The organism is Pedobacter nanyangensis (assembly GCF_003313505.1).
In the GTDB taxonomy this organism is placed as follows: domain Bacteria; phylum Bacteroidota; class Bacteroidia; order Sphingobacteriales; family Sphingobacteriaceae; genus Pedobacter; species Pedobacter nanyangensis.
Genome location: NZ_QMHO01000011.1, coordinates 133,257 through 156,765 on the forward strand (window position 1 = coordinate 133,257; position 23,509 = coordinate 156,765).

A 23,509-nucleotide genomic window follows, 5' to 3' on the forward strand; every position below is an offset into this window, starting at 1 on the left:
AGAATTACCACTTAAGGCGATTTAATACATTAATATCTATTGATTGTGTGTTGCGGTAAACCATCACGATGATACTCAACCCTACCGCTACTTCGGCAGCGGCCAAAGCCATGATGAAGAATACGAACACTTGCCCGGAAGGATCATTGTGGTGCACTGAAAATGCCGCCAAAAGCAGGTTAACTGCATTTAACATCAACTCTACCGACATAAAAATTACGATGGCATTTCTACGTACCAATACGCCAACAACCCCAATAGTGAAGATAATGGCACAGAACCAAATGTAATGGTTCAATGGTACAGCTTGCATATTTTCGAATAAACTACCCATTTGCTTTTTCCTCCTTTTTGGTTAAAAGTACCGCACCAACCATTGCACTCAACAATAACAACGACGATAATTCGAATGGCAACATAAACGGACCAAACAGCTCTTTGCCCAAGTTTTCTACCAATCCCAAGTTTGGATTTTTTAGCACCAATGGATTGGCAATAGCTACCGATTTCAAGGATCCTATTAGTGTAACCACCAAACATCCGCCAGCAATAATGCCTACTATTTTCAGCAGGGCCGATTTATTGGGCTCGTTGTCTTTATTGAGGTTGAGGAGCATGAGCACAAAAAGGAAAAGTACCATGATAGCACCCATGTACACAATAAAGTTAACTACCGCTAAAAATTGTGCATTTAATAGCACGTAATGAACCGTAAACGTAAAGAACGTCAGGATTAGGTATAGCACACTGTGGATGGGATTTTTTGCAAAAACCACCATCAGCGCAAAAACTACGCTTAATGTTGCTACAAAATAGAATACCGATGTACCCATTAATTTTTATTTAGTTGTTTCAATTTTACCGTCATTGCGAGGTACGAAGCAATCTGGAGATTCATCGCTACGCTCTGAATGACATACTATTTTACCTCCAAAACGCTCTCCAAAGGAGCTTCTACCAATTTATCTTTACCGTAAATAAAATCTTTACGTAAATAATCAGCTGGAACAATTGGCCCATCTAGATAAATGGCCTCTTTAGGGCAAGCTTCCTCACATAAACCGCAGAAAATGCAACGCAACATGTTAATTTCGTAAACCGATGCATATTTCTCCTCGCGATACAAGTGCTTCTCGTCATTCTTACGTTCAGCAGCAATCATGGTGATTGCCTCCGCAGGACAAGACAAAGCACATAAGCCACATGCCGTGCAACGCTCTCTACCTTGCTCATCTCTTTTCAAAGAGTGCATTCCTCTCCAGTTAATCGAGAACTCACGCTCCTGCTCTGGATATTTAACCGTAGCCGGTTTCTTGAAGAAGTGACCTATTGTAGTACTCAAACCACTTGCGATAGCTGGAAGGTACATTCGCTCGGCCAAACTTAATGGCTTCGAAACCAATACTTTTTTCTTATTGCTTAATGATTCCATGTCTCTCTAAAATTTATTTACAATAGCAATAACAATACCTGTAATCACAATATTTGCAATAGCTAAAGGGATTAAACCTTTCCATCCTAAATTCATCAGCTGGTCATAACGGAAACGAGGTATGGTCCAGCGCACCCACATGAAGAAGAAAATGAATGCAAATATTTTAAGGAAGAAGATTAACGTACCGAAAAGAGGTGCCCAAGTTGGGCCTAAAACGGTAGCCATGTAATCCATTCCTGGATAGTTGTAACCTCCAAAGTATAATGCCGCCATCACTGTTGAAGACACAAACATGTTGATATACTCCGCAAACAGGTAAAAACCTAATTTCATCGATGAGTATTCCATGTGATATCCACCATTCAGCTCAGCTTCGCACTCTGGTAAATCGAATGGGGCACGATTGGTTTCGGCAAAAGCACAAACCATGAAGATGATAAAGCCCAGTGGTTGGTAAATCACATTCCAGTGCCAGCCATGTTGTTGGGCTACAATTTCTCTTAAACTAAGCGAGTTGGTTACCAAAAGCAAAGCGATGATGGATAAGCCCATTGCAATTTCGTAACTGATGTTTTGAGAGGCCGCACGGATAGCGCTTAACAACGAATATTTGTTGTTAGATGCCCACCCCCCAATCATCACGCCGTAAACGCCTAGGGAAATAACGCCAAAGATATATAGCAAGCCTACGTTGATATCGGTTACCTGTAGTTTTACCAATCTATCGCCCACCATCATATCCTGTCCCCAAGGAATAACCGCGGTACCAATACAGGCACACAGCATAGCTAAGCCAGGGCCAACCATGAATAGCCATTTATTGGCGTTGGCTGGAATGATTTCCTCTTTCATGAACATTTTTACCCCATCGGCCAATGGTTGTAAAATCCCAAAGGGACCAGCTCTATCCGGACCAAGCCTATCTTGTAAAAAAGCGGCAACCTTACGCTCTGCATAGGTTGAATACATCGCTATCAGCAAACTGATTGCAAATAGTGCAATAACGAGTATAAACTTCTCTATAACGAAATCGATTCCCATTAGATTTTAAAGGTTTTTTCTAGTTCACGTTGATTTGCCTCTTGCAATGCCAGGTTTTCCTTAATTACCGGAAGCGGTTTAAATGTTTCGTAGTGGTTTGATGAAATCACTGAAGTATCAGAGATGTGCGTTGGGTGCTCCAAAGTCCAATCAGAAGTTTTCTTCCTATCGAAACGGCATTCGTTGCAGATAAACTCCTCTACTTCTCCAAATTGGTCTTTCCTTGCGGTAACACGCAATACATCATCGCCTTTGTACCAAAGGGTTACCTTGCCATTACACTTTTCGTGTGAGCAGTTCCGGTGTGCATCAACAGGTTTGGTAAACCATACACGGTTTTTAAAACGGAAGGTTTTATCGGTTAAAGCACCAACTGGACAAACATCAATTACGTTTCCAGAGAAATCGTTATCAACAGCTGCCTGGATGTAAGTGGAAATCTCTGAGTGATCACCACGATTTAAAATTCCGTGAACGCGTTTATCGGTAATTTGATCGGCAGTAAACACGCAACGGTAGCATAAAATGCAACGGTTCATGTGCAACTGGATCTTATCGCCAATATCTATCCTATCGAAAGTACGACGCTCAAATTCATATCTGGTTTTCTGTAAGCCATGTTCGTAGCCCAAGTTCTGCAAATCACATTCGCCGGCTTGGTCGCAAACGGGACAATCCAAAGGGTGGTTGATGAGCAAAATCTCTACCACGCCTGCACGAGCTTCCAAAACTTCTGGTGAAGTAATGTTCAACACCTCCATCCCATCCATTACGGTAGTACGGCAAGAAGCCACCAATTTAGGCATTGGCCGAGGGTCTTTTTCAGAACCCTTGCTCACTTTTACAATGCAGGTACGGCATTTACCCCCACTGCCCTTCAACTTGGAATAATAGCACATGGCAGGAGGCACAATGTCTCCTCCAATTTGTCGGGCAGCGTTTAAAATAGTAGTTCCTGGCTCTACCTCTACTGTTATTCCGTCTATGGTTACTTTAACTAAATCACTCATTCTTTAAGTCAAAAGTGAAAATTCAAAAATCAAAAACCTACGGTGGTTTTTAATCTATTCTTTATTAAGCTTTATGCCGTCATTGCGAGGCACGAAGCAATCTCATTTTATTTATTCGTCTATCGCTTTAGGATTGCTTCGTTCCTCGCAATGACGTATCGGCTAGTCTTAAACCGCAAATAGCAGTCTAAGACTCTTTTACTTCCTCAGGCTTTTTCTCAATCGGATTAGCATAATTCGCTAATCCGTAATTGGTGCTTTGGCTTTTCATTGGCTCTTTCACGTGCCATTCAAACTCATCTCTAAAGTGTCTGATGGCGCTGGCTACCGGCCAAGCTGCTGCATCACCCAATGGGCAAATGGTATTTCCTTCAATTTTACGCTGTACGTCCCATAAAAGATCAATATCTTCCATGGTACCATGACCGTGCTCTATTTTGTGAAGGATTTTCTCCATCCATCCGGTTCCCTCTCTACAAGGTGAACATTGTCCACAGCTTTCATGATGGTAGAAACGAGAGAAATTCCAAGTATTACGCACGATACATTGGTCTTCATCAAACGCGATAAAACCGCCTGAGCCTAACATGGTACCAGTAGCAAAACCACCTTCGGATAACGACTCGTAACTCATCAAGCGAGGCTCGCCATTGGCATATTTTAAAGTTAAGTTAGCGGGCAAAATTGGCACCGAAGAACCACCGGCAACCGTTGCTTTCAATCTTTTTCCGTTAGCAATACCGCCGCAATACTCATCCGAATAGATAAATTCCTCTACCGGTATGCCTAACTCGATCTCGTAAACTCCTGGTTTTACCAAGTTTCCAGAAGCAGAGATTAACTTTGTACCTGTACTTCGTCCAATACCGATTTTAGCATATTCATCGCCACCATCATTTACAATTGGAACTACGGCCGCAATTGACTCCACATTGTTTACTACTGTTGGACAACCATACAAACCCGCAATGGCTGGGAATGGTGGTTTAATACGCGGGTTACCTCTTTTTCCTTCTAGGGATTCTAAAAGTGCAGTTTCTTCGCCGCAGATATAAGCACCGCCACCTGGTTGAACGTAAAGTTCTAAATCATATCCTGTTCCCAAGATATTTTTACCTAACCAACCTGCGGCTTTGGCTTCCTCGATGGCTCTTTCTAATATTCTGATCTGGGGCATCATTTCGCCTCTCACGTAAATGTAAGAGGTATTTGCACCCAAGGCATAACTTGAAACAATCATTCCTTCAATTAACGCATGAGGAATGTGTGTCATTAAATATCTATCCTTAAAAGTACCTGGTTCAGATTCGTCACCGTTGCAGACCAAGTAACGAGGCACGCCTTCTGGCTTGGCCAAAAAGCTCCACTTCATTCCCGTAGGGAAACCTGCACCTCCACGACCTCTCAAACCCGATTTCTTCACTTCCTCAACTACATCATCAGGAGTTAGGGTCTTTAAGGCTTTTTCAACCGCACGGTAACCGCCTTTTTCGCGGTAAACGGCTAGCGTGTTGATGCCAGGCACATTGATATGTTCTAATAATAGTTTACGTCCCATTTTGTTAGATATGAGATGTGAGATGTGAGATATGAGACTATAAGTCTATCTCTCAATACTCAAATCTATTGTCGCAAATCTTTATTTTTTAAATCGTCAATTAATTGATCTACCGATTGTTCGGTCAAGTTTTCGTAGAAAGTATATTCCGGACCAATTTGTAAAACCGGACCAAACCCACAAGCCGCCAAGCATTCAACGCCTCTCCAGCTGAATAAACCGTCAGCCGTAACTTCGCCTTCTTTAACCCCTAACTTTTGTTCGATATGATTCATAATTTTTTCGGCGCCAACTAGGCAACAAGGCCCAGTACGACAAACCTCCAAAACATATTTTCCTTTTGGCTGCAAAAAGTACATGGTGTAGAAACTGGCCACCTCATATACTTCTATAGGCTGAATTTTCAAGAATTCAGCAACTTTATCCATTGCAGGCACACTTGTCCAACCATACTCGGCTTGCACCAAATGTAATAATGGCAGCAAAGCTGATTTTTGCTTTCCTTCTGGATAACGCTTCACTATTTCATCAAACTTGGCTAGCAAAGCTGATGAAAATTCTACAGGCTGTGTTTCTTCTACTTTAAGCATCTAATTCTCCTGCAATAATGTTCATACTACTCATGTTGATGATGGCATCAGACAATAACATGCCCTCGCTCATTTTCGCATACATTTGGTAGTTAATAAAACTTGGTCTTCTAAAGTGCAAACGATAAGGACTTCTACCGCCATCATTGATCAAATAAAAGCCAAGCTCTCCGTTTCCACCTTCTACCGCGTGGTAAACTTCCGCTTTTGGCGCATCAATTTCTCCCATCACAATTTTAAAGTGATAGATCAATGCCTCCATATTGTTATACACTTGTTCCTTTCCAGGCAAGTAAAAATCAGGAACATCAGCATGGAAAATGCCTTTAGGCTCTGATTTTAATTTCTCCATCGCCTGTTCAATGATGCGTACACTTTGCCACATTTCCTCGTTACGCACCAAATACCTATCAAAAATGTCCCCACTTGTACCTACTGGAATTTCAAAATCGAAATCTTGGTAAGAAGAATAAGGCTCACTTACGCGAACATCGTAATCGATACCCGTCGCCCGTAATAACGGACCCGTCCAACTGTAGCTTAAAGCGGTATCCGCGGTTACCTCGGCCACCCCTTTGGTACGATCGATAAAAATACGGTTACGATTAAGCAAGCTTTCAAACTCTTTTAATGCCGCCGGGAACTCTTTTAAGAATTTATTGATTTTCGCAAATGCTACCTCGTTAAAATCTCTTTCCAATCCGCCTATACGGCCAATGTTAGTGGTTAAACGGGCACCACATATCTCCTCAAAAATTTCGTAGATATGCTCTCTGTATTGGAAAAGATAAAGGAAAGTAGTAGTGGCACCTGTATCTTGGGCAATAATGGTATTGCAAATGATATGATCGGCAATACGCGAAAGTTCCATGATAATTACCCTCAAATAATCCACTCTCTTCGGAATTTGGATATTCAAGAGCTTTTCTACCGTCATGTGCCAGCCCATGTTGTTAATAGGCGACGAGCAGTAGTTCAAACGGTCGGTTAGCGGTGTAATCTGATAAAAAGGGCGGTGTTCCGCAATTTTCTCAAATGCCCGATGGATATACCCAATGGTAGAAACTCCACTTACTATGCGCTCCCCATCCATTTGCAACACGTTTTGGAAAACGCCATGTGTTGCGGGGTGAGTAGGGCCTAAGTTTAGGGTTACCAACTCACTTTGAGGATCGTTGTCTGTATATACTGGTTGATTGTTACTCATAGTTATCTACCAAAATATTCATCTTTTTTATCTACCCTGTTAGGATCTTCCAACGGGTATTGTTTCAACATGGGATGCACACCTAAGTCGTCCATGTTTAATATTCTTCTTAAGTCAGGATGTCCTTCGAATTTAACCCCAAAGAAATCATAGGTTTCTCTTTCCATCCAGTTTGCACCATTCCATAAAACAGTTGCCGAAGCAATTTTTGGATCGTTTTCGTGCAAAAACACTTTCAGTCTTACCCTAATGCCACTTACCATGCTATGCAAATGATAAACCACAGCAATCTGCTCCTTTTCGGGGTAGTGCACTGCGGTAATATCCGTAAGGAAGTTAAAATTGATCCGGCCGTTTTCTTTTAGGAAAGATAGCACATCAATTACTTTATCCTTTGTAGTGGAAAAAGTCAATAAGCCATAAGGCTCGGAAACATCAAAAAGCTGCTCGCCAAATTTTTCACCTAGCAGGTCAATCAGTTCAGTATTTGTTGCTTTAGCCATTATTGTATTCCGTAACTCGCTAACAGTTCTTTATATTCAGGAGAATGTCTTCTTCTGCCCGATTCGTTTTTTACTAAATCCTGGATACGCTGGAAGCCATCTAAAATAGCTTCTGGTCTGGGCGGACATCCCGGCACATAAACATCTACCGGAATGATCTCGTCAATACCTTGCAGCACCGAATAAGTATCAAAAATACCTCCGCTTGATGCACAAGCACCCACTGCCATCACCCAACGAGGCTCAGCCATTTGAAGATAAACCTGTTTCAATACCGGCCCCATTTTTTTGGCAATAGTGCCCATTACCATTAAAACGTCGGCTTGACGAGGAGAAAAACTTAACCTTTCTGAACCGAAACGTCCAAAATCGTAATGCGAGCCCATGGTTGCCATAAACTCAATACCACAGCAAGAGGTTGCAAAAGGCAACGGCCACAACGAATGTGAACGGGCCAAGCCAATTGCCTTGTCTAGAGAAGTGGCGAAAAAGCCATTCCCTTCTATGCCTGGAGGCGCCTCAACTATTTTGATTTCACTCATGTTTATAAACAAAAAAGCTTGTCCAATAACAACAAGGACAAGCAGCAAATTTACAACATTTAGTAGGATTTGGGTCGCATCATCATCATTTAGAAACAATCTAAATAACTTGAATACGGGCTTCTAATGCCAATCTAATGCTTTCTTTTTAAGGATATAGATAAAGCCCAAAAGCAACGTTCCCATAAAAACAAACATCTCTATCACGCCGTTCCAGCCCAACTCTCTAAAGTTAACAGCCCAAGGGTACATAAAAATTACCTCCACATCAAATAGCACAAACAAAATGGCTACCAAAAAATATTTGATAGAAAAGGGCTGACGAGCATTTCCAATCACCTTAATACCCGACTCGAAGGTGGTCAACTTATCATTGGTTTTTCTTTTGGGGCCTAAAAGGTGTGTAGCAAACAAGGTTACTACCACAAAACCTAAAGCAACAATAACCTGAAATATAATAGGAATGAAATCTTGTGCGGTACTTTGTGCTTGCATAATAACAATGGATTTGGAGGCAAAATTAAAATAAAAAGGCAGGATTACAAATCCTGCCTTTCCTTTATGACATTAAAAATTACTTTTTAATTGGCGTTTTTTTAGCTGGAGTAGATGGACCCGCCAAAAACTTCAAATTGTCTATAGCTAACGCATTTTGAGGATCAATAGCTAAAGTTTTGTTAAAATACTCTTTAGCTTTTTCCTTATCCGTAGCTGCAGTAATAGCTCCTAAATAGTTATAAGCATCAACTAAGCCTCTTTGATTTTGAGGTGTACTTGCTTTCTCTGGTTTATCAACCGTTACCATTTGAATATATTTTTCAAAATGAGGTACCGCAAGGCCTTTAGGTTCTTTTGGATCATCTAGCAATTTATAAGTACGTGCTCTATATAATTGTGCTGCTTCGTACTCTGGTGCCAATTCTAACAACTTAACGAAAGATGAATCTGCAGCTCTTAAAAGTGCCATATCTGTTCCTTTAGAACTTACATAATTAGAAGTTCCTAAATAAAAGTAAGCCATTGCCAAAGAAGGGTTTTTTGAATTAACCTTAACTACTTTGTCATAAACCTTCGCTGCTTTAGGAAAGTTCTTGTCATTAAAATATTTCAAACCGATGCTAGCCAATTCTTCAACTTTTGTTGAGTCTAGCTCCACACCTTTCGTCACATTAATTACCGCAAGGCTATCTTGACCTGTAGCTAATTGCGCTTTTCCCAAGTACAAATAATCTGAGCTTATAATACGAGAAGCATCTTGTGTTCTACCAAAAAGCTCATTCATGTATTTCAAACCTTGCTCGAAGTTTTTGTTCTCAATTGCAGAATAGCCTCTCATCCTAGCTACGATAAAGTTCTTAGGATCTTTAGGATCTGGAGCATTTAATGTACTCACTTCTTTCTCCAATGTTGCAAAGTCACTCGCATAGAACAAGAACTGTGCATAACGCAAACGAGAATCAAAAGATTTATCGGTTAAATCTAGATATTTTCTCATGTTCTCTAAAGATTCCGCTTTTTTTGCAGCGCCATTTTTTGGATCAGCAAAAGACCATTGGTTTTGGGTTTCTGCAAGCTCTCTGTAAGCTGGACCATAATTTGGATCAGCAGCGATTACTTTTTTAATTTCAGCTTCTGCTTCCGGGAAAGCAAATGCGTCTTTGTACATTTTTCCAATCTGCACGTTAGCTCTGTACAAGTTAGGGTTAATATCCAAAGCTCTCAAATATTGAGGATAAGCCTCAGTATTTTTTCTTTGCATCGCATAAAAATCTGCTAAGGCCAAAAAGGTCTCTGGATCTTTATCTTTAGAATCTAGCTCGTCTGCTTTTTGCAAATTAGGCAATGCCTGTGCGTAGTCGATATTTTTTTTATCTACTTGATCAATATATGCTCTACCGATTGCTAAATAGGTAGCGTAATCTTTAGCTTTTAAGCCTATTGCTTTGTCAAAGTTGGTTTTTGCGTTAGTTGCATTACCTTGTGACAAATCTGCCTGGCCTAAACCTACAAAGTTCAAAGCATTTTTAGGATCCGCAGTAGTACCATTAGTAAATGCTGCCCTAGCAGAATCAATATTGTCTGTCAATAAATATACTTTCCCTAAGTTAAAGTAGTTATCTCCTTCTTTCGGCTGATTTGCCACCAAAGTTTTAAGCATTGATGTGGCTTTCTGATATTGCTCGGCATCGATAGCCTTTTTTGCATCAGCTAAACTTTGAGCAAATGAGGCAGTGCTACCCATCAATAATAAGCCTGTGGCCAAGGCTATGTTCTTCTTAATCATTTTCATTGTCTCTATTTGTTAAAATTAGAAATAACTGTTAACTGCTTATGTACAGTGTTCTCTATTTCCCTAAGTTGATTAAAATAAATTATTTTTTGTTATTAGTTTTAAAGTTAAATTCTCTTTCTGCTACTTTATGAGGTCCTAGACCCGATTTAAGTACTATTAATTGTCCACGAGGGCTTGATAACCAAGTTGCAAAACCCGTGCCTAAACCATTTGTTCCTTCTGCATTGATCAGGTAAACGTTTCTCAAAAAGGGATATTTTCCGTTGATCAAATTTTCTTGGGTAGGCTTATAATAGGCATCCGACCCATTTTTACCGGCTAAGTTTTTAACTGCTAAGGCCTTAACACCTGATAAAAAAGGAGAAGAAACTTTAACATTTTTTAACAACCAGTTTACGCCAATTACGCCAATGTAGCCTTCATTTTCTGCCACATATTTAATCACGTCATTCGTTGTTTTCAGGGTGTAAACTCCTTCTTTTGGCAACTGCTTTATTTTAGCCGAGTCGATAAAATATCTAATTGTGCTAGAGTAGGCATTGTCAAAAACCAATTTCTTACCGGTTTTAGAAATTCCCTTCATGATATCATAGGCCTGCTCGGCTGTAATAGTGCTGTCGGCATCGTTCTTCTTGACAATCAGTGCCAATCCATCTATAGCAAACCGATCTGTATAGATACGACTTTGTTTTTGTTTATAAAAATTATCCTCTCCGGGTTTTAACATTCTTGAAAGCACAAGCATCTTGATTTCGCCCTTTCTAAACCTTGGGATAATCTCATTTTCGTTTCCGGCAACAACAGCTATCGTTGCCGAAGGATAGTCAGATTTGAAAACAGCTATCTGATCATCCAAAATTTGGGCATAGGTTTCATCAACCAATATCGTTGTTTTTCCAGAAGTCCGCGAATCGCCAACCGTATCTTTGTTTGTTTTTCTCTTGCAGGAAAGACAGGCAAATGTTAAAAGTAATGCGAGCGCTAAAGCTGATGCTTTTCTCATTCTGTTCTGTGATCTCTAATTATTCTAAAAAATCTAATCGTTGCGTAAACAATCAATACAATGCCAAAGGCGATACGGTACTTTTGAGGAAATTTCAGTGGATCTAAATTCAAAAGCTCACCCCAAAACATTACCACAACGGCCAAAGCGCAGAAGATAAAAATCATCGCAACCCCTAAAATAAACAGAAATCGCTGTTGAGGCGATTTCTGTTTGAAAGTATCTAAATTAAACATGCTTAACTATTGTTGCAAGCTAAATTTAATTGGGATGTTATATTTAACACGCACCGGTTTACCGTTTTGCATACCTGGGTTCCAACGTTTACTCAGTTTCAATACACGAACTGCTTCTTCATCGGTTCCATATCCAAGTTTTCTATCAATTTTGATATCCGTTAGCGATCCATCTTTTTCTACGGTGAAAGAAACGAACACGTTACCTTGAATATTGTTCTCCGCAGCCATTGGAGGATACTTGATATTATCGCTCAAGAATTTATAGAACTTCTCGATACCGCCTGGAAACATTGGAGGGTTTTCCATACTTACAAAGCTGTAAACGGTATTATCTTCTACTACTACCGCTTGTTTAGGGCCTTCACCTGCGGCGGTAATTTGCACTACGTCTGCAGTTGGGTCACCTTCAATGGTTCTTTGTCCGGGGTCGGCTTTTTTCAAATCCTCAACGGTTGGTGGTTTTTCGTCACGCACTTCGTTATCTGGTTTAACGATTGGCGGCGGGAATTTCACCTGGTCTTGCTTTGGTGGAGGTGGCTCTACCGGTGGCGGAGTTTTCACCTCTGGGTTAATTGGTGGGGGTGGTTGCATTACCACCTCGGTCACTGTCTCTTTTGGAGGTTCAGGAACCATTCCTTTCAACAAGGCATATAGCTTTGGAGCCAGGAAAAGGAAGATGAATATTGCCGAAGCAATAAACAGTGATTTGGTTGTATTCCAAGCATTGGTCTGGCGAAGCTCGTAAGCTCCGTAGGCCTTGTTCTTTTTGGCGAACACAACGTCAATCCATTCCTTATTAAATAAATCTATTTTAGACATTGCTCAATTTTTTATTTGTTATCAACTCGTTATAAAATCCCTTTGGATTTCATAAAATCTCTTTCGCTATCTAAAAGATGCTTAGGATCGTCGTCAACAGCTGGAGCGTTGATATTTGTTTTAGTGATATTGATCTCGTCCATGATGTCTACAAAGTTTTTGTAAGTAGCTCCATCGGTAGGCTTAACAATAATCACAATATCTCTACCACTTGCATCTTTTACGTCCTTCTTGTTCTTTAACAATGAAGCTCTAATATCATTATATCCTTCAATTGTTGGAGCCGATTTACCAGCCTCGCCCATATACCAAGCAATCCTATCGTTTTTACCTAATAAAATGGTCATCGTCTGCGACTCTCTAAGTTCAAGCCTGTTCTCATCCTTTGCGTCCTTGTCAGGCTTTGCAATATCCATTGCCTGAGGTTTAGATAAAGACGTGGTTAACATGAAGAAAGTAATCAAAAGGAACGCTAAGTCTACCATCGCCGTTAAATCGACTTTAGTAGAGGCCTTCTTGCTTCTTACCTTTCCACCTTTACCGCCGTCCTTACCGGAGGTATCTAATTCTGCCATTGCTTAATCTCTATTGTGCACCGCCTTCTGACGATGTAATTAAACTAAATTTGTTAATTTTTTGCTTTTGCAGTAAGTCAACAACTTTTCTAACGGTTGGATATTCTTCGTTGGCATTACCTTTAATGCTCAAACGCATATCTATGCCGTGTAGTTCAGAAGTAGCATATCTAGCTTCCTTGATCCAGTTGAACAACTCATTGTTGGTGGTTGAGTCCATTGGAATACCTGACTGTATGCCTGACTTGGAGCGCTGCTCGCCGTTCATAGCCAAAAACTGCTTCATATTACCCATTGGTACACCGAAAGCGGAAACTACTGCAAACTTTTTAGCCTCTTCTTCGGAAAACGTTTGGCCATAAAGGTTTGCCATTCTCGCAAGTGTTGCTTTTTTCACATCTTGGCCGATGATTTCCAAGAACACCTTGCCTTTACCTATACTTACGATAGAGATGTCTTTATCAGGCATTTTAAACTGCACTGAAGAAGATGGCGTAGTGATCTCTAGGGGATCTGGCTGACGAGCAGTGGCTGTTAAGATAAAGAAAGTAAGCAACAGGAACGACACGTCGCACATGGCTGTCATATCGATCGAGGTACTACTCCTTTTAACTTTTGCTTTACCCATAATCTAAATTATTAATATTTTAACTAATGATGCTATTTGTTCCGGTTTTCCATAAAGCCGGCAAAAGAAAATAAAATAATTTTATTTATGTGTACTTGCGTAAGTTTGGATTATGCTGAAACCAGCTTCATCAATAGCATAAGTTAATTTATCAATTTTAGATGTAAGGATGTTGTACATGATGATCGCTAAGGTTGAAGTACCGATACCAGTTGCTGTATTGATAAGTGCCTCAGAAATACCTGTTGCAAGAGCCGCTTGGTCAGGAGCACCTGAGTTAGCTAAACCACCAAACGCCTTGATCATACCTGTTACAGTACCTAATAGACCTGTTAATGTACCTACAGAAACCAATGTAGCAATAATGGTTAGGTTTTGCTCCAACATAGGCATTTCTAAAGCGGTTGCTTCTTCAATATCTTTTTGAATAGCTACAATTGACTGCTCTACGTCTAAGTTGGTGTCAACTTCTACTTCGCTATATTTTTTAAGACCTGATTTAATTACATTGGCCACAGACCCTTGTTGTTTATCACACTCTGCTACTGCTGCTTGGATGTTTCCTGAGCTCAAGAACGATTGGATTTTTTTGATAAATGATTCTAAGCTTCCTTTACCAGTTGCCTTACCAATAACGATTAAACGCTCAATTGAGAAAACGAATACCATTAAAAGCATACCCATTAAGATAGGCACAATAAAACCGCCTTTGAAAGCCATACCGCCATAGTTACCTGGGTGAGGAAGATAGGCGTGAGTATCGTCATTGTAGAAAGCTAGGGATAATTGGCTATTAGCTTTAGCTACGTCTTCTGGAATGTTAAAGTTAGATGGTTTACCTAATACGAAGATAAAAAGCGTTACACCAATGAGAATACAGATTGGGATAACTAGGGTAGCAAATAAGTTAGACGCTGTTGCGCTGCTCTCTTTTTTAGCTGGTGTAGGTTTTGGTGCGTTTGCCATTTTTTTAATTTTTAGTTTTAGTACTTGTTTTTTAAATTTCTAATTAAATAAATAAGTTAATACACTCAACGCAGCGTAGGCCGAATTGTTGCGGAAGCAAATTTATAATTTTGATTTAAATTACAAATTAAATATTCATTACACAATTAATTCGTTACTTACGCCGCATTGGGAAATGCGCATAACTAAAAAAGATTGCCTTTGAGGCAATCTTTCCGCAATTAAAACTAAAAATTTAATCAAATGCAAATTTTTGCAAGAAAAAAAAACGTATTAGGCAATAATTTCCGCAAGTTTCGGCATCCCTTTTTTCATTTCGTCATCTGCAAATTCCTCAAAATCTTTGAAGTTGCTCAGAAATGCCTGTGCCAGTTCATTAGCCTTTGTATCATAGTGTTGCGGATTGCTCCAAGTATTTTTGGGGTTCAATACCTCCGAAGGCACGTGACTACATGTATTGGGCATTGCTAGGCCAAAGATGGGATGATGGCTGAATCCGACATTTTCCAGTTCGCCGTTCAGCGCAGCAGTAATCATGGCACGGGTATAAGACAGCTTCATTCTGTTGCCAACGCCAAAAGGGCCACCACTCCAGCCGGTATTTACCAACCATACATTTACCTGATGTTTTTTCATTTTTTCGCCCAGCAGTTTGGCATAGGCGGTTGGATGTAGGGGCAAGAAAGCTTTACCAAAACAAGCTGAAAAAGTCAATTGCGGCTCGGTTACTCCTGTTTCAGTGCCGGCCACTTTTGCGGTGTATCCTGAAATAAAATGGAACATGGCCTGTCCTGGTGTTAATTTAGATATGGGAGGCAGTACGCCAAAAGCATCAGCCGTTAAAAAGAAAATATTTTTTGGGATTGGCGCTATAGATGTTTCCAAGGCATTATCGATATGATGCATTGGATAGGCCACCCGGGTATTTTCGGTTTTCTCGATATTAGAAAAATCAACTGTCCGGGTAGCTGGGAAATAGTTGATGTTCTCCAACAATGCCCCAAATTTGATCGCATTAAAAATTTGTGGTTCTTTCTCGGCGGTTAAATCAACACATTTGGCGTAGCAGCCGCCTTCAAAATTAAAGATACTGTCTTCGCCCCAGCCATGCTCATCATCCCCTACCAAAGCTCTATGGGGATCTGCGGAAAGTGTTGTTTTCCCGGTTCCGGACAGGCCGAAGAAAACGGCAGAATCACCATTCTTGCCCACATTTGCGGAGCAGTGCATCGATAAGGTATTCCGTTGCTCCGGCAGTATATAGTTCAATACCGAAAAAATCCCTTTTTTAATTTCTCCGGTATAGGCTGTACCTCCTATTAAGATGATTTTTTTTGAAAAATTAAGGATAGAGAAATTTTCCTGCCTGGTCCCATCCGTTTGCGGGTTAGCTAAAAAAGATGGAATGGCAATAATGGTCCACTCTGGCTGCGCCGGTAGCTCCTGGTTCCCATATCTCAAAAAAAGGTTGTTGGCAAATATGTTCTGGAAGGCATATTCAGTAATTACCCTGATACTGATGCTATAATCCTTATCGGCACAGGCATAAGCATCTCTTACATAAACCTGCTTATGCTGCAGATACGCAAGCATTTTTTGGTAAAGCAAATCAAAGTATTGCGTGCTTATTTTAATATTAATGTCGCCCCACCATACGGTGTCATTGGTAACATCATCACTAACAATAAATCTGTCTTTTGGTGAGCGGCCCTTAAATTTACCCGTGTCGATGGCTAATGCGCCTGAATCGGCTAGGGAACCTTCCCCGTTTTTGATTGCCTCCTCTACTAGTTCTGGCACGCTCAGCTGATATTTAAACTGCAGCGAAGCCAAACCCAGATAATCTAGCTGAGGCTTTTGGATACTATATTTGGTCATATTTTTGGTTTAAATATCCCGCAAAGCTAAGTAGATATTTATGCAAAAAATGCCATATTTAGATAATTTTTTTACTTATTGTGGCAATTACACTAAGGAATAAACAATTGTTTTTCAGCAACTTACAAATAAAATCTATCCTCCAGACTTCTTCACTTTATAGCCCTCTTTTTGAAGATGTAAAAACACTTTTTCTTTAAAATCGCCCTGCAGGATAATCTCGCCGTCTTTGGCGCTTCCGCCAACTCCACATTTGGTTTTAAGGGTTTTGGTCAGCTTCTCCAAATCGGCCTCCGTACCAATAAAACCCGTAACCAGGGTCACTGTTTTCCCGCCCCTGTTTTTCCGGTCTAACATCACCCTCAAATCTTGTTGAGCATTGGGCAGTGTTTGCTGCTCTTCCGTTTGCTGATTTTCATAAACAAAATCAGGATCGGTAGAAAACATGATTCCGCTGAAATCATTAAAGGTATTTTTCTTTTGCTTGCTCATGGTATTAGGAACTGGTGGTTAGGGATTAGTGGATAGTGCCAGTACAGTGTACATGGATTCGTTAAAATTAGTTGCTTAGTATCTTTAACGATGCTGGGATTATCTTTATTTCAAGCTCTTCGCCAAGTTTCAAAGGTTCGCCATCCAGGTGCACGGCATCAGCCGCCATACGTTTTATTTTAATATGCTTTCCTCTGATGATTTTGACTAAACTTGATCGATGTGTTTTTGCGGTAATCATTTGAAACGCCAAAACGGGCAATTTCACCAAAGAAATGGGATGTATGATGCAAACATCTAAGTAACCGTCTGTTAAAGATGATTTGGGGGAGATGTAAACATTGTTACCATATTGCGATGAATTGGCAATACTAATGGCAAAGGCCGAGTTATCATATGCCTCCCCATCAATCTCAATATGATAGGGCTGCGCCTTATAAGTGGTAATTTCTTTAAACCCAAGCTCTACGTAACTTTTTAGTCCCCGCTTTTTGTTGCCGGCAAAAACCGAACTTAAATGGGCATCGAATCCCATCCCTGCCATGTTAAAAAACTTTCTGCCATTTAATTCGGCAGTGTCTATGACCCGTGGTTTGGCCGTATTGATTAGGGCGATGGCTTTTTTTGCGCTCAGCGGGATATTTAAGAAACGTGCCAAGCCATTGCCCGAGCCAAAAGGAACAATAGCCAACGATTTATCGCTGTGCACCAATTTGCTGGCAACTTCGTTGATGGTACCATCGCCGCCCACGGCAACAATAACATCGTACTCCTTCTTCTCTGCTTCTTCAGCCAGCTCAGCTGCATGGCCAACGTACTCGGTGAAGGCATATATAGGCGCATACTTATCCTTGTCCAAAAACTGATCGATCAAAGCTGGCAGATCGGTCTTCTTTTTGCCTCCCGAAATAGGATTAATGATGAAAAGGATATTAGACTTGTTTTGCGACATAAATAATTAGCGCACAAAATAATTGATAATTTTTGAGTATTAAAATTTATTGTAGTAGTTTTGCAGCATTAAAGTGGACTGATTTGCTAATGCCGAAAGTTTCGGGACTGATTGCAACCACGTAAAAAAAAGTGCTAATTCTGTTGCTACACTTCTATTTACAGCCTATCGGGGGCATCAAACACTTTATTTTTTTATTGTTTGTTTAATTAATTAAAAAATTAGATGTCTTATTTATTTACATCAGAATCTGTATCTGAAGGTCACCCGGATAAAATTGCCGACCAAATTTCGGACGCGTTAATTGATAATTTTTTGGCTTTTGATGCCGAGTCAAAAGTAGCTTGTGAAACATTGGTTACTACAGGACAAGTAATTTTGGCGGGCGAGGTAAAATCTAAAACCTATTTAGATGTACAACAAATTGCGAGAGATGTGATCAAGAAAATTGGTTACACCAAAAGCGAGTACATGTTCGAAGCCAATTCATGCGGTGTCTTGTCTGCTATCCACGAACAATCTCAAGATATTAACCAAGGCGTTGACAGAAGCACTAAAGAAGAGCAGGGTGCCGGCGACCAAGGAATGATGTTTGGCTATGCAACCAACGAAACCGAAAATTATATGCCATTGGCACTTGATTTATCGCATGCCCTATTAAGGGAGTTGGCTACGCTAAGGAGAGAGAATGCCGAGATTACTTATTTACGCCCTGACGCAAAATCACAGGTTACCCTCGAGTATTCAGACGACAACCAGCCCCAAAGAATTGATGCCATTGTAATTTCTACACAGCATGATGACTTTGTGCAGCCTAAATCTGATTCGAAAGAAGACAAGAATGCCGCAAACGAGGAAATGTTGGTTAAAATCAAAAATGATTTAATCTCTATCTTGATTCCAAGAATTAAAGCTAAATATCCTCAATACGCTCATTTATTTAATGATGATATTACTTACCATATTAACCCAACTGGCGTTTTTGTAATTGGTGGGCCGCATGGCGATACTGGTTTAACCGGCAGAAAAATCATTGTAGATACTTATGGTGGCAAAGGAGCGCACGGTGGTGGGGCTTTCTCGGGAAAAGATCCAAGTAAAGTAGATAGAAGTGCTGCTTATGCTACTCGACACATTGCCAAAAACTTGGTTGCGGCTGGTTTGTGCGATGAAGTTTTAGTGCAGGTTTCTTATGCTATTGGTGTTGCAAAGCCTACCTCTATCAATGTGGTTACCTATGGAACTTCCAAAGTGGCCTTAACCGATGGGGAAATTAGCAAAAAGGTAGAATCTATTTTCGATATGCGCCCTTACTTTATTGAGCAACGCTTGAAATTAAGAAACCCAATTTACAGTGAAACTGCTGCCTATGGGCACATGGGCCGTCAACCGGAAACGGTAACTAAAGTTTTCAAATCGCCAAATGGTGAGGAAAAAACAGTTAGCGTTGAGTTGTTTACTTGGGAAAAACTAGATTACGTTGATCAAGTAAAAGCTGCTTTCGGTTTATAATTTTTTAACCACATAGAAACATAGGTTAATCTTTCTTGATACATCTATGGTTCTATGTGGTTTTTAGTTTAGCTATATCCCTTTAGCTTTCATAAAGCTGGCTTCCTCTGCCAGCACATATTTATCATCAATCGCGTAAGTATTCACCTTATTGAGGTGCATTTCATCAACTAAATCTACAAAGTTGCGGAAAACAGACGTGGCGGTAGGTTTGATGATCACATACATTTCCTTGTCTTTTGCTTCTTGGTGTGTGCTTGCTACAATTTGTCTATTTTCTAAAATTGCCTTTTGGATCTGAGCAACGTCGACAACATGCATCTGGCCATCGGTGGCTCTACCAAGATAGTAAACGGCTTTATTGTCTTTACCTAGCAAAATAGTTAGGGTTTTTGAAGCTGGCCAAGGCGCTAAGTGCTCGGGATGCGTTACTGGTACTGGCTTAGCAATGTCCATTACATTCATTTTACTTAAGGAGGTCGTGAGCATAAAAAAGGTGATAAGCAGAAATGCCAAATCAACCATTGCGGTTAAGTCTACCTCTGGAATCGGTCTGCGAGTGCTTCCTTTTACGGCCTTGCCGCTTTGAGGAACGTTAAGTGTTGCCATCTTTGTTCGGTTTTTAGGATGATGACCATTTTGCTTTATTTGCATAAAAAAGGGCGATTAAAATTTAATCACCCTTTTAATTACTTAACGGCAGCTATCACCCCACACCCTATCCTCGGGCCAGAGTTTCCCGTAGGCTGTGTCTGGTAGTCATCGGTCCCGCCATGAACAATAATTCCTCTTCCGATAATATTTTTCGCATCACCATCTGCGATACTCCATCTGGTGGTGCTCAACGAAATTTTAGCATGGCCTTTACCATCAAGCGCAATGTTGCCGATGTCTCCGGAATGGAATGAATCAGAATCCCACTTGCCATGTGGTTCGTTGGTTGGGTTCCAGTGACCATGTGTATTTTCGCCCATATTGCCGCAATCTCCGTGCTCATGAAAATGCACCGCCACGGTACTATCTGCTCTTTCGGGCATGTTTATTTCCAAATCCATCCTGATCTTGCCATTGTCCATTTGATAAAACTTGGCAGTACCTATAGCCTGGTTATTAGCGGTTGAATTTAAATTGGCCGAAGCCACCTCTCTTTCCTTATTTGCACACCCCATAAATGTGGTACAAACAGCAAGAGCAAAGCATAAAAAATAATGTTTCATAATATTGGTTTAAGTTGTTACTAATTAGTTTACCTCATGGTTTAAGGACTTAAAACACTTTAGCACAACAACCGCCAGCACTTTTGGTTTGTATAGGTGTGGTTTTACTGCAAATAAAAAGCAAAACTATTCCAAACTTGGGATGTTTTTAAGGTAGATCAATTTTAAAAGTTATGGAACAGCCAATAGAGATGAATACCCTTAGCCAAATCCTTGAAAAACTAAGGAAAAAGGGCATAGACAACGAACTTAAAATGACCGACCACGGTAAGATGCAATCAAAAGCGCTCAACAAAATATATACGCCAGATGATCTCACCATTGTGAAAACCTATAGGTTTGAAGGGATGTCGGACCCTGCAGATAATTCGGTACTGTATATGATTGAGGATAGCGACAAGAACATGGGCTACATTTTAGATGCCTACGGGGCCTATTCTGATAATGATGGCGCTGCCTTTGCAGACTTCCTCAAGCGCATTAATACTGCCGACCGAGACGAACAAGAGCTTTTTCATTAGAAAAAGCTCTTTTAGTATCTGCAAAACCTTTACGCAAACGCTTGATATTAATTATACTGGAAAAACATATATTTGCGTTAAAGCGTGCAATCATCAATGAAGAAACCAGTAACTATTAAAGAAATTGCGAAAAAGCTAGACTTATCGTTCTCCACGGTTTCAAGGGCATTGCATGCGCACCCCAGCATTAGCTTGGCTACACAGCAGCGAGTAAAGCAAATGGCTACCGAAATGGGCTATGAACCCAATCAAACCGCTATTTTCTTCCAAAAAGGCAAAACTTTTACCATTGGTGTTATTTTACCGGAACTGGCGGAAGCGTTCTTTGCAGTAGCAATGAGTGCTATCGAAGACATTGCCTACAAGCGGAACTATACCATTTTGTTGGCACAATCGCACGATGATGAAGAACGGGAAAAGCTTTTGGTGGAAAAACTAAAAACGCACCGCATTGATGGGCTTTTGGTTTCTGTAGCCAAAAATACGTCCAATTTCGAGCACTTTGAGCAATTGAAGAAATCTCGTATCCCAACGGTTTTCTTTGACCGCATACCGCCACTCAAAAACATCCACTATGTGGCCTGTAACATAGAAAATGGCAGTATTGAAGCAGTTAACTTTTTACTGAAACGTGGCCATCGGAATATCGGCCTGATTAATGGGCCCACTTCTCTGCTGGCCAGTGGACAGCGAAAAGAAGGTTACATTAAAGCTTTACAGAAAAACAGGCTGAAGTTTGATCCAAGCCTGGTGATTAATTGCGATTTGACCGAAGAAGGTACTATTTGGGCCATGGAAACCTTGCTTAACCATAAACGCAAGCCTACCGCCATTGTTACCTTTAATGATTATGTTTCGGCCTTTGCCGTTAAACATGCGCTCCAAAAAGGAGTAAAGGTAAATGAGGATATTGAATTGGTAAGTTTTGCCAATGCACCCATTACCGATTATATGGCCTATCCGCCGTTGGCTTCGATAGAGCAGTTTCCGGCGATACAGGGCCAGAAAGCTATTGATACCTTGCTTGACCTTATTGCCAATAAAGACGGGGAAGAGGAACAGGCCTTTTATAAAACAGTGATCGAAGCTGAACTTATTGAGCGTACAAAAGGAAACTAACTTTGACAATCTTTACGGTTAAGCTTAGGTTGCCAAAGTTAGTCCGGTATTTTTAATAGCCACTGTCATCTAATGCAAAAGTATTTTTGCGGCTAGCCCATTTCCCTTTGGTGAAATCAGGGAAAGCTTGTGGCTTATTCCCTTCTTTGAGGGACTTGGTTGAAAGTGGTGTAATTACACTCATGGTTACCGAGTCGTAAACATCAATAGGTGTTTGTTTCTTTTCTTTTACGGCAATAACGAAGGCGTTAAACACAAACCAGTCCATGCCCCCATGGCCAGCCCCCATGGCTTTGTCTTCGTATTTTTTCCAAAGTGGATGGTCATATTTTTTAAACCATTCTTCGGCTTTGTCCCAACTGTGTGGCCTTGAGACACCTTCGATATGTACAGATTTATTCACATCCATCCACAGGCCGTTGGTTCCCTGAATGCGGAACCCCAAAGAATAAGGCCTTGGCAAATGCGTATCATGGGTAAGCATTACGGTTTCGCCATTAGCACAGTTTAGTAGGGTGGTGGTTACATCGCCGTTTTTATATTTGATTTTGGCATTTGGATGTCCTGGTGATTTTTTCTCTACGTAATCTGCCAAACCTAAAGCTTTTGAACTGAAAGAAACCAAATTGGTAAAACGGTTGCCACGGTTGATATCGATGCACTGCATGATAGGCCCTACCCCATGAGTTGGATACAAATCGCCATCCACATCAATGTTAAACTGGGTGCGCCACTGGGCTTCGCTTAGCGCATTGGGGCCAAACTCCACACCTCCACCATAGTATTGCTTTCCATTGTTAAACAGTACTTCTCTTAGATCATGCTGGTAGCCTCCTTCCAAATGCACCAGTTCGCCAAATACTTTGTTTCTTACCATATTCAAGGCTGCCAAAACATCCCTGCGGTAACATACGTTTTCCAAGGTCATGTAGGGCATTCCGGTTTTTTCAGAGGTTTTCACGATATCCCAATGTTCGTCAACAGTTAATCCGGCAATTACTTCACAGCCTACATACTTACCGGCGTTCATGGCATAAACGGCCTGTGCATGGTGGAACTGCCAAGGCGTAGAAATAATGATCGCATCAATATCTTTTCGGTCGGCCAGTGCCTTGTAGGCATCCAAACCGCCTGTATATTCTTTTGCTGCTGCTCTACCGGCTTTGGCAATAGCGGCCCTACAAATCTTCAGGGAGCTTTCCTGGGTATCACAAATGGCCACAATTTCTACATCGTCCCGCAACAATCCTTCCTTGATATGGTTCATGCCGCGGGCACCCACGCCGATATAGCCCAAACGTACTTTCCCGGTATCTTTTGCAAATAAAGAACCTGTAGGCAATATGGTCATTCCTGCAGTAGCCAAAGCGCCGTTTTTGATAAAATCTCTTCTTTCCATTTAAATCGGT

At 40.8% G+C, this 23,509-nt stretch carries 27 protein-coding genes; 3 read left to right on the forward strand and 24 right to left on the reverse strand.

The window, feature by feature from the left end:
* Positions 1–4: 4 nt before the first annotated feature.
* The 21 genes from nuoK to DUT71_RS16400 form a co-directional block, all read right to left on the reverse strand.
* Positions 5–334 (reverse strand): NADH-quinone oxidoreductase subunit NuoK, encoded by a 330-nt coding sequence (gene nuoK, locus DUT71_RS16300; protein WP_113663605.1) that lies wholly within the window; start codon positions 332–334, stop codon positions 5–7.
* Complete coding sequence (locus DUT71_RS16305) at positions 327–833, reverse strand: NADH-quinone oxidoreductase subunit J family protein (protein ID WP_113663606.1); 507 nt, start codon at positions 831–833, stop codon at positions 327–329. The genes nuoK and DUT71_RS16305 overlap by 8 nt, the downstream gene beginning before the upstream one ends.
* Before the next feature lie 86 nt (positions 834–919).
* On the reverse strand, positions 920–1,432 hold the full coding sequence (locus DUT71_RS16310; RefSeq protein WP_113663607.1) for a NuoI/complex I 23 kDa subunit family protein: 513 nt from the start codon (positions 1,430–1,432) through the stop codon (positions 920–922).
* A gap of 6 nt (positions 1,433–1,438) precedes the next feature.
* Complete coding sequence (gene nuoH, locus DUT71_RS16315; protein WP_113663608.1) at positions 1,439–2,476, reverse strand: NADH-quinone oxidoreductase subunit NuoH; 1,038 nt, start codon at positions 2,474–2,476, stop codon at positions 1,439–1,441.
* Positions 2,476–3,486, reverse strand: coding sequence for a 2Fe-2S iron-sulfur cluster-binding protein (locus DUT71_RS16320; protein WP_113663609.1), 1,011 nt, complete (start codon positions 3,484–3,486; stop codon positions 2,476–2,478). Before DUT71_RS16320 ends, nuoH begins: the two co-directional genes overlap by 1 nt.
* A gap of 187 nt (positions 3,487–3,673) precedes the next feature.
* Positions 3,674–5,044, reverse strand: a complete 1,371-nt coding sequence (gene nuoF, locus DUT71_RS16325) for an NADH-quinone oxidoreductase subunit NuoF (protein ID WP_113663610.1) — start codon at positions 5,042–5,044, stop codon at positions 3,674–3,676.
* A 65-nt stretch (positions 5,045–5,109) separates the two neighbouring features.
* Positions 5,110–5,634 carry an NADH-quinone oxidoreductase subunit NuoE family protein gene (locus DUT71_RS16330; protein WP_113663611.1) on the reverse strand — a complete coding sequence of 175 codons (525 nt, stop codon included), beginning with the start codon at positions 5,632–5,634 and terminating at the stop codon, positions 5,110–5,112.
* Positions 5,627–6,841, reverse strand: a complete 1,215-nt coding sequence (locus DUT71_RS16335) for an NADH-quinone oxidoreductase subunit D (RefSeq protein ID WP_113663612.1) — start codon at positions 6,839–6,841, stop codon at positions 5,627–5,629. Before DUT71_RS16335 ends, DUT71_RS16330 begins: the two co-directional genes overlap by 8 nt.
* A 2-nt stretch (positions 6,842–6,843) precedes the next feature.
* Entirely contained in the window at positions 6,844–7,344 is a 501-nt protein-coding gene (locus tag DUT71_RS16340) for an NADH-quinone oxidoreductase subunit C (protein WP_113663613.1), read from the reverse strand.
* A complete protein-coding gene (locus DUT71_RS16345) occupies positions 7,344–7,886 on the reverse strand; it encodes an NADH-quinone oxidoreductase subunit B (protein ID WP_097133603.1) in 543 nt (180 codons plus the stop codon). The genes DUT71_RS16340 and DUT71_RS16345 overlap by 1 nt, the downstream gene beginning before the upstream one ends.
* Positions 7,887–8,009: 123 nt before the next feature.
* The gene (locus DUT71_RS16350; protein ID WP_113647791.1) at positions 8,010–8,381 is read right to left on the reverse strand and encodes an NADH-quinone oxidoreductase subunit A; all 372 of its coding nucleotides are present in this window, start codon (positions 8,379–8,381) and stop codon (positions 8,010–8,012) included.
* Positions 8,382–8,460: 79 nt separating this feature from the next.
* A complete protein-coding gene (locus DUT71_RS16355) occupies positions 8,461–10,176 on the reverse strand; it encodes a tetratricopeptide repeat protein (protein ID WP_113663614.1) in 1,716 nt (571 codons plus the stop codon).
* 82 nt (positions 10,177–10,258) lie between these two features.
* Positions 10,259–11,182 (reverse strand): PstS family phosphate ABC transporter substrate-binding protein, encoded by a 924-nt coding sequence (locus DUT71_RS16360; RefSeq protein ID WP_113663615.1) that lies wholly within the window; start codon positions 11,180–11,182, stop codon positions 10,259–10,261.
* On the reverse strand, positions 11,179–11,418 hold the full coding sequence (locus DUT71_RS16365; RefSeq protein ID WP_113663616.1) for a hypothetical protein: 240 nt from the start codon (positions 11,416–11,418) through the stop codon (positions 11,179–11,181). The genes DUT71_RS16360 and DUT71_RS16365 overlap by 4 nt, the downstream gene beginning before the upstream one ends.
* A gap of 6 nt (positions 11,419–11,424) precedes the next feature.
* A complete protein-coding gene (locus DUT71_RS16370) occupies positions 11,425–12,240 on the reverse strand; it encodes an energy transducer TonB (RefSeq protein WP_113663617.1) in 816 nt (271 codons plus the stop codon).
* A gap of 29 nt (positions 12,241–12,269) precedes the next feature.
* Positions 12,270–12,815 carry an ExbD/TolR family protein gene (locus DUT71_RS16375; RefSeq protein WP_113663618.1) on the reverse strand — a complete coding sequence of 182 codons (546 nt, stop codon included), beginning with the start codon at positions 12,813–12,815 and terminating at the stop codon, positions 12,270–12,272.
* A gap of 10 nt (positions 12,816–12,825) precedes the next feature.
* Positions 12,826–13,443, reverse strand: a complete 618-nt coding sequence (locus tag DUT71_RS16380; protein ID WP_113663619.1) for an ExbD/TolR family protein — start codon at positions 13,441–13,443, stop codon at positions 12,826–12,828.
* Positions 13,444–13,524: 81 nt separating this feature from the next.
* Positions 13,525–14,409, reverse strand: a complete 885-nt coding sequence (locus DUT71_RS16385) for a MotA/TolQ/ExbB proton channel family protein (RefSeq protein WP_113663620.1) — start codon at positions 14,407–14,409, stop codon at positions 13,525–13,527.
* A 273-nt stretch (positions 14,410–14,682) separates the two neighbouring features.
* Positions 14,683–16,287, reverse strand: a complete 1,605-nt coding sequence (gene pckA / locus DUT71_RS16390) for a phosphoenolpyruvate carboxykinase (ATP) (RefSeq protein WP_113663621.1) — start codon at positions 16,285–16,287, stop codon at positions 14,683–14,685.
* A gap of 135 nt (positions 16,288–16,422) precedes the next feature.
* The gene (locus DUT71_RS16395) at positions 16,423–16,779 is read right to left on the reverse strand and encodes a translation initiation factor (RefSeq protein ID WP_113663622.1); all 357 of its coding nucleotides are present in this window, start codon (positions 16,777–16,779) and stop codon (positions 16,423–16,425) included.
* Between the two features lie 67 nt (positions 16,780–16,846).
* Entirely contained in the window at positions 16,847–17,731 is an 885-nt protein-coding gene (locus tag DUT71_RS16400; protein WP_113663623.1) for a diacylglycerol/lipid kinase family protein, read from the reverse strand.
* Positions 17,732–17,956: 225 nt separating this feature from the next.
* Between DUT71_RS16400 and metK the strand changes: the two genes are divergently transcribed.
* Positions 17,957–19,243 (forward strand): methionine adenosyltransferase, encoded by a 1,287-nt coding sequence (gene metK, locus DUT71_RS16405; protein WP_113663624.1) that lies wholly within the window; start codon positions 17,957–17,959, stop codon positions 19,241–19,243.
* Between the two features lie 72 nt (positions 19,244–19,315).
* On the opposite strand, the gene DUT71_RS16410 is transcribed toward metK, so the two are convergent.
* Positions 19,316–19,852, reverse strand: coding sequence for an ExbD/TolR family protein (locus DUT71_RS16410; RefSeq protein ID WP_113663643.1), 537 nt, complete (start codon positions 19,850–19,852; stop codon positions 19,316–19,318).
* 80 nt (positions 19,853–19,932) lie between these two features.
* Positions 19,933–20,460 carry a superoxide dismutase family protein gene (locus DUT71_RS16415; RefSeq protein WP_113663625.1) on the reverse strand — a complete coding sequence of 176 codons (528 nt, stop codon included), beginning with the start codon at positions 20,458–20,460 and terminating at the stop codon, positions 19,933–19,935.
* Between the two features lie 173 nt (positions 20,461–20,633).
* Between DUT71_RS16415 and DUT71_RS16420 the strand changes: the two genes are divergently transcribed.
* Together DUT71_RS16420 and DUT71_RS16425 are read left to right on the forward strand one after the other, a co-directional pair.
* Positions 20,634–20,981, forward strand: coding sequence for a hypothetical protein (locus DUT71_RS16420; RefSeq protein ID WP_113663626.1), 348 nt, complete (start codon positions 20,634–20,636; stop codon positions 20,979–20,981).
* 96 nt (positions 20,982–21,077) lie between these two features.
* Positions 21,078–22,100, forward strand: a complete 1,023-nt coding sequence (locus DUT71_RS16425; protein WP_113663627.1) for a LacI family DNA-binding transcriptional regulator — start codon at positions 21,078–21,080, stop codon at positions 22,098–22,100.
* A 52-nt stretch (positions 22,101–22,152) separates the two neighbouring features.
* Here the strand turns inward: DUT71_RS16425 and DUT71_RS16430 are convergent, their stop codons facing one another.
* Positions 22,153–23,499 (reverse strand): Gfo/Idh/MocA family protein, encoded by a 1,347-nt coding sequence (locus DUT71_RS16430; protein ID WP_113663628.1) that lies wholly within the window; start codon positions 23,497–23,499, stop codon positions 22,153–22,155.
* Positions 23,500–23,509 lie beyond the last annotated feature (10 nt).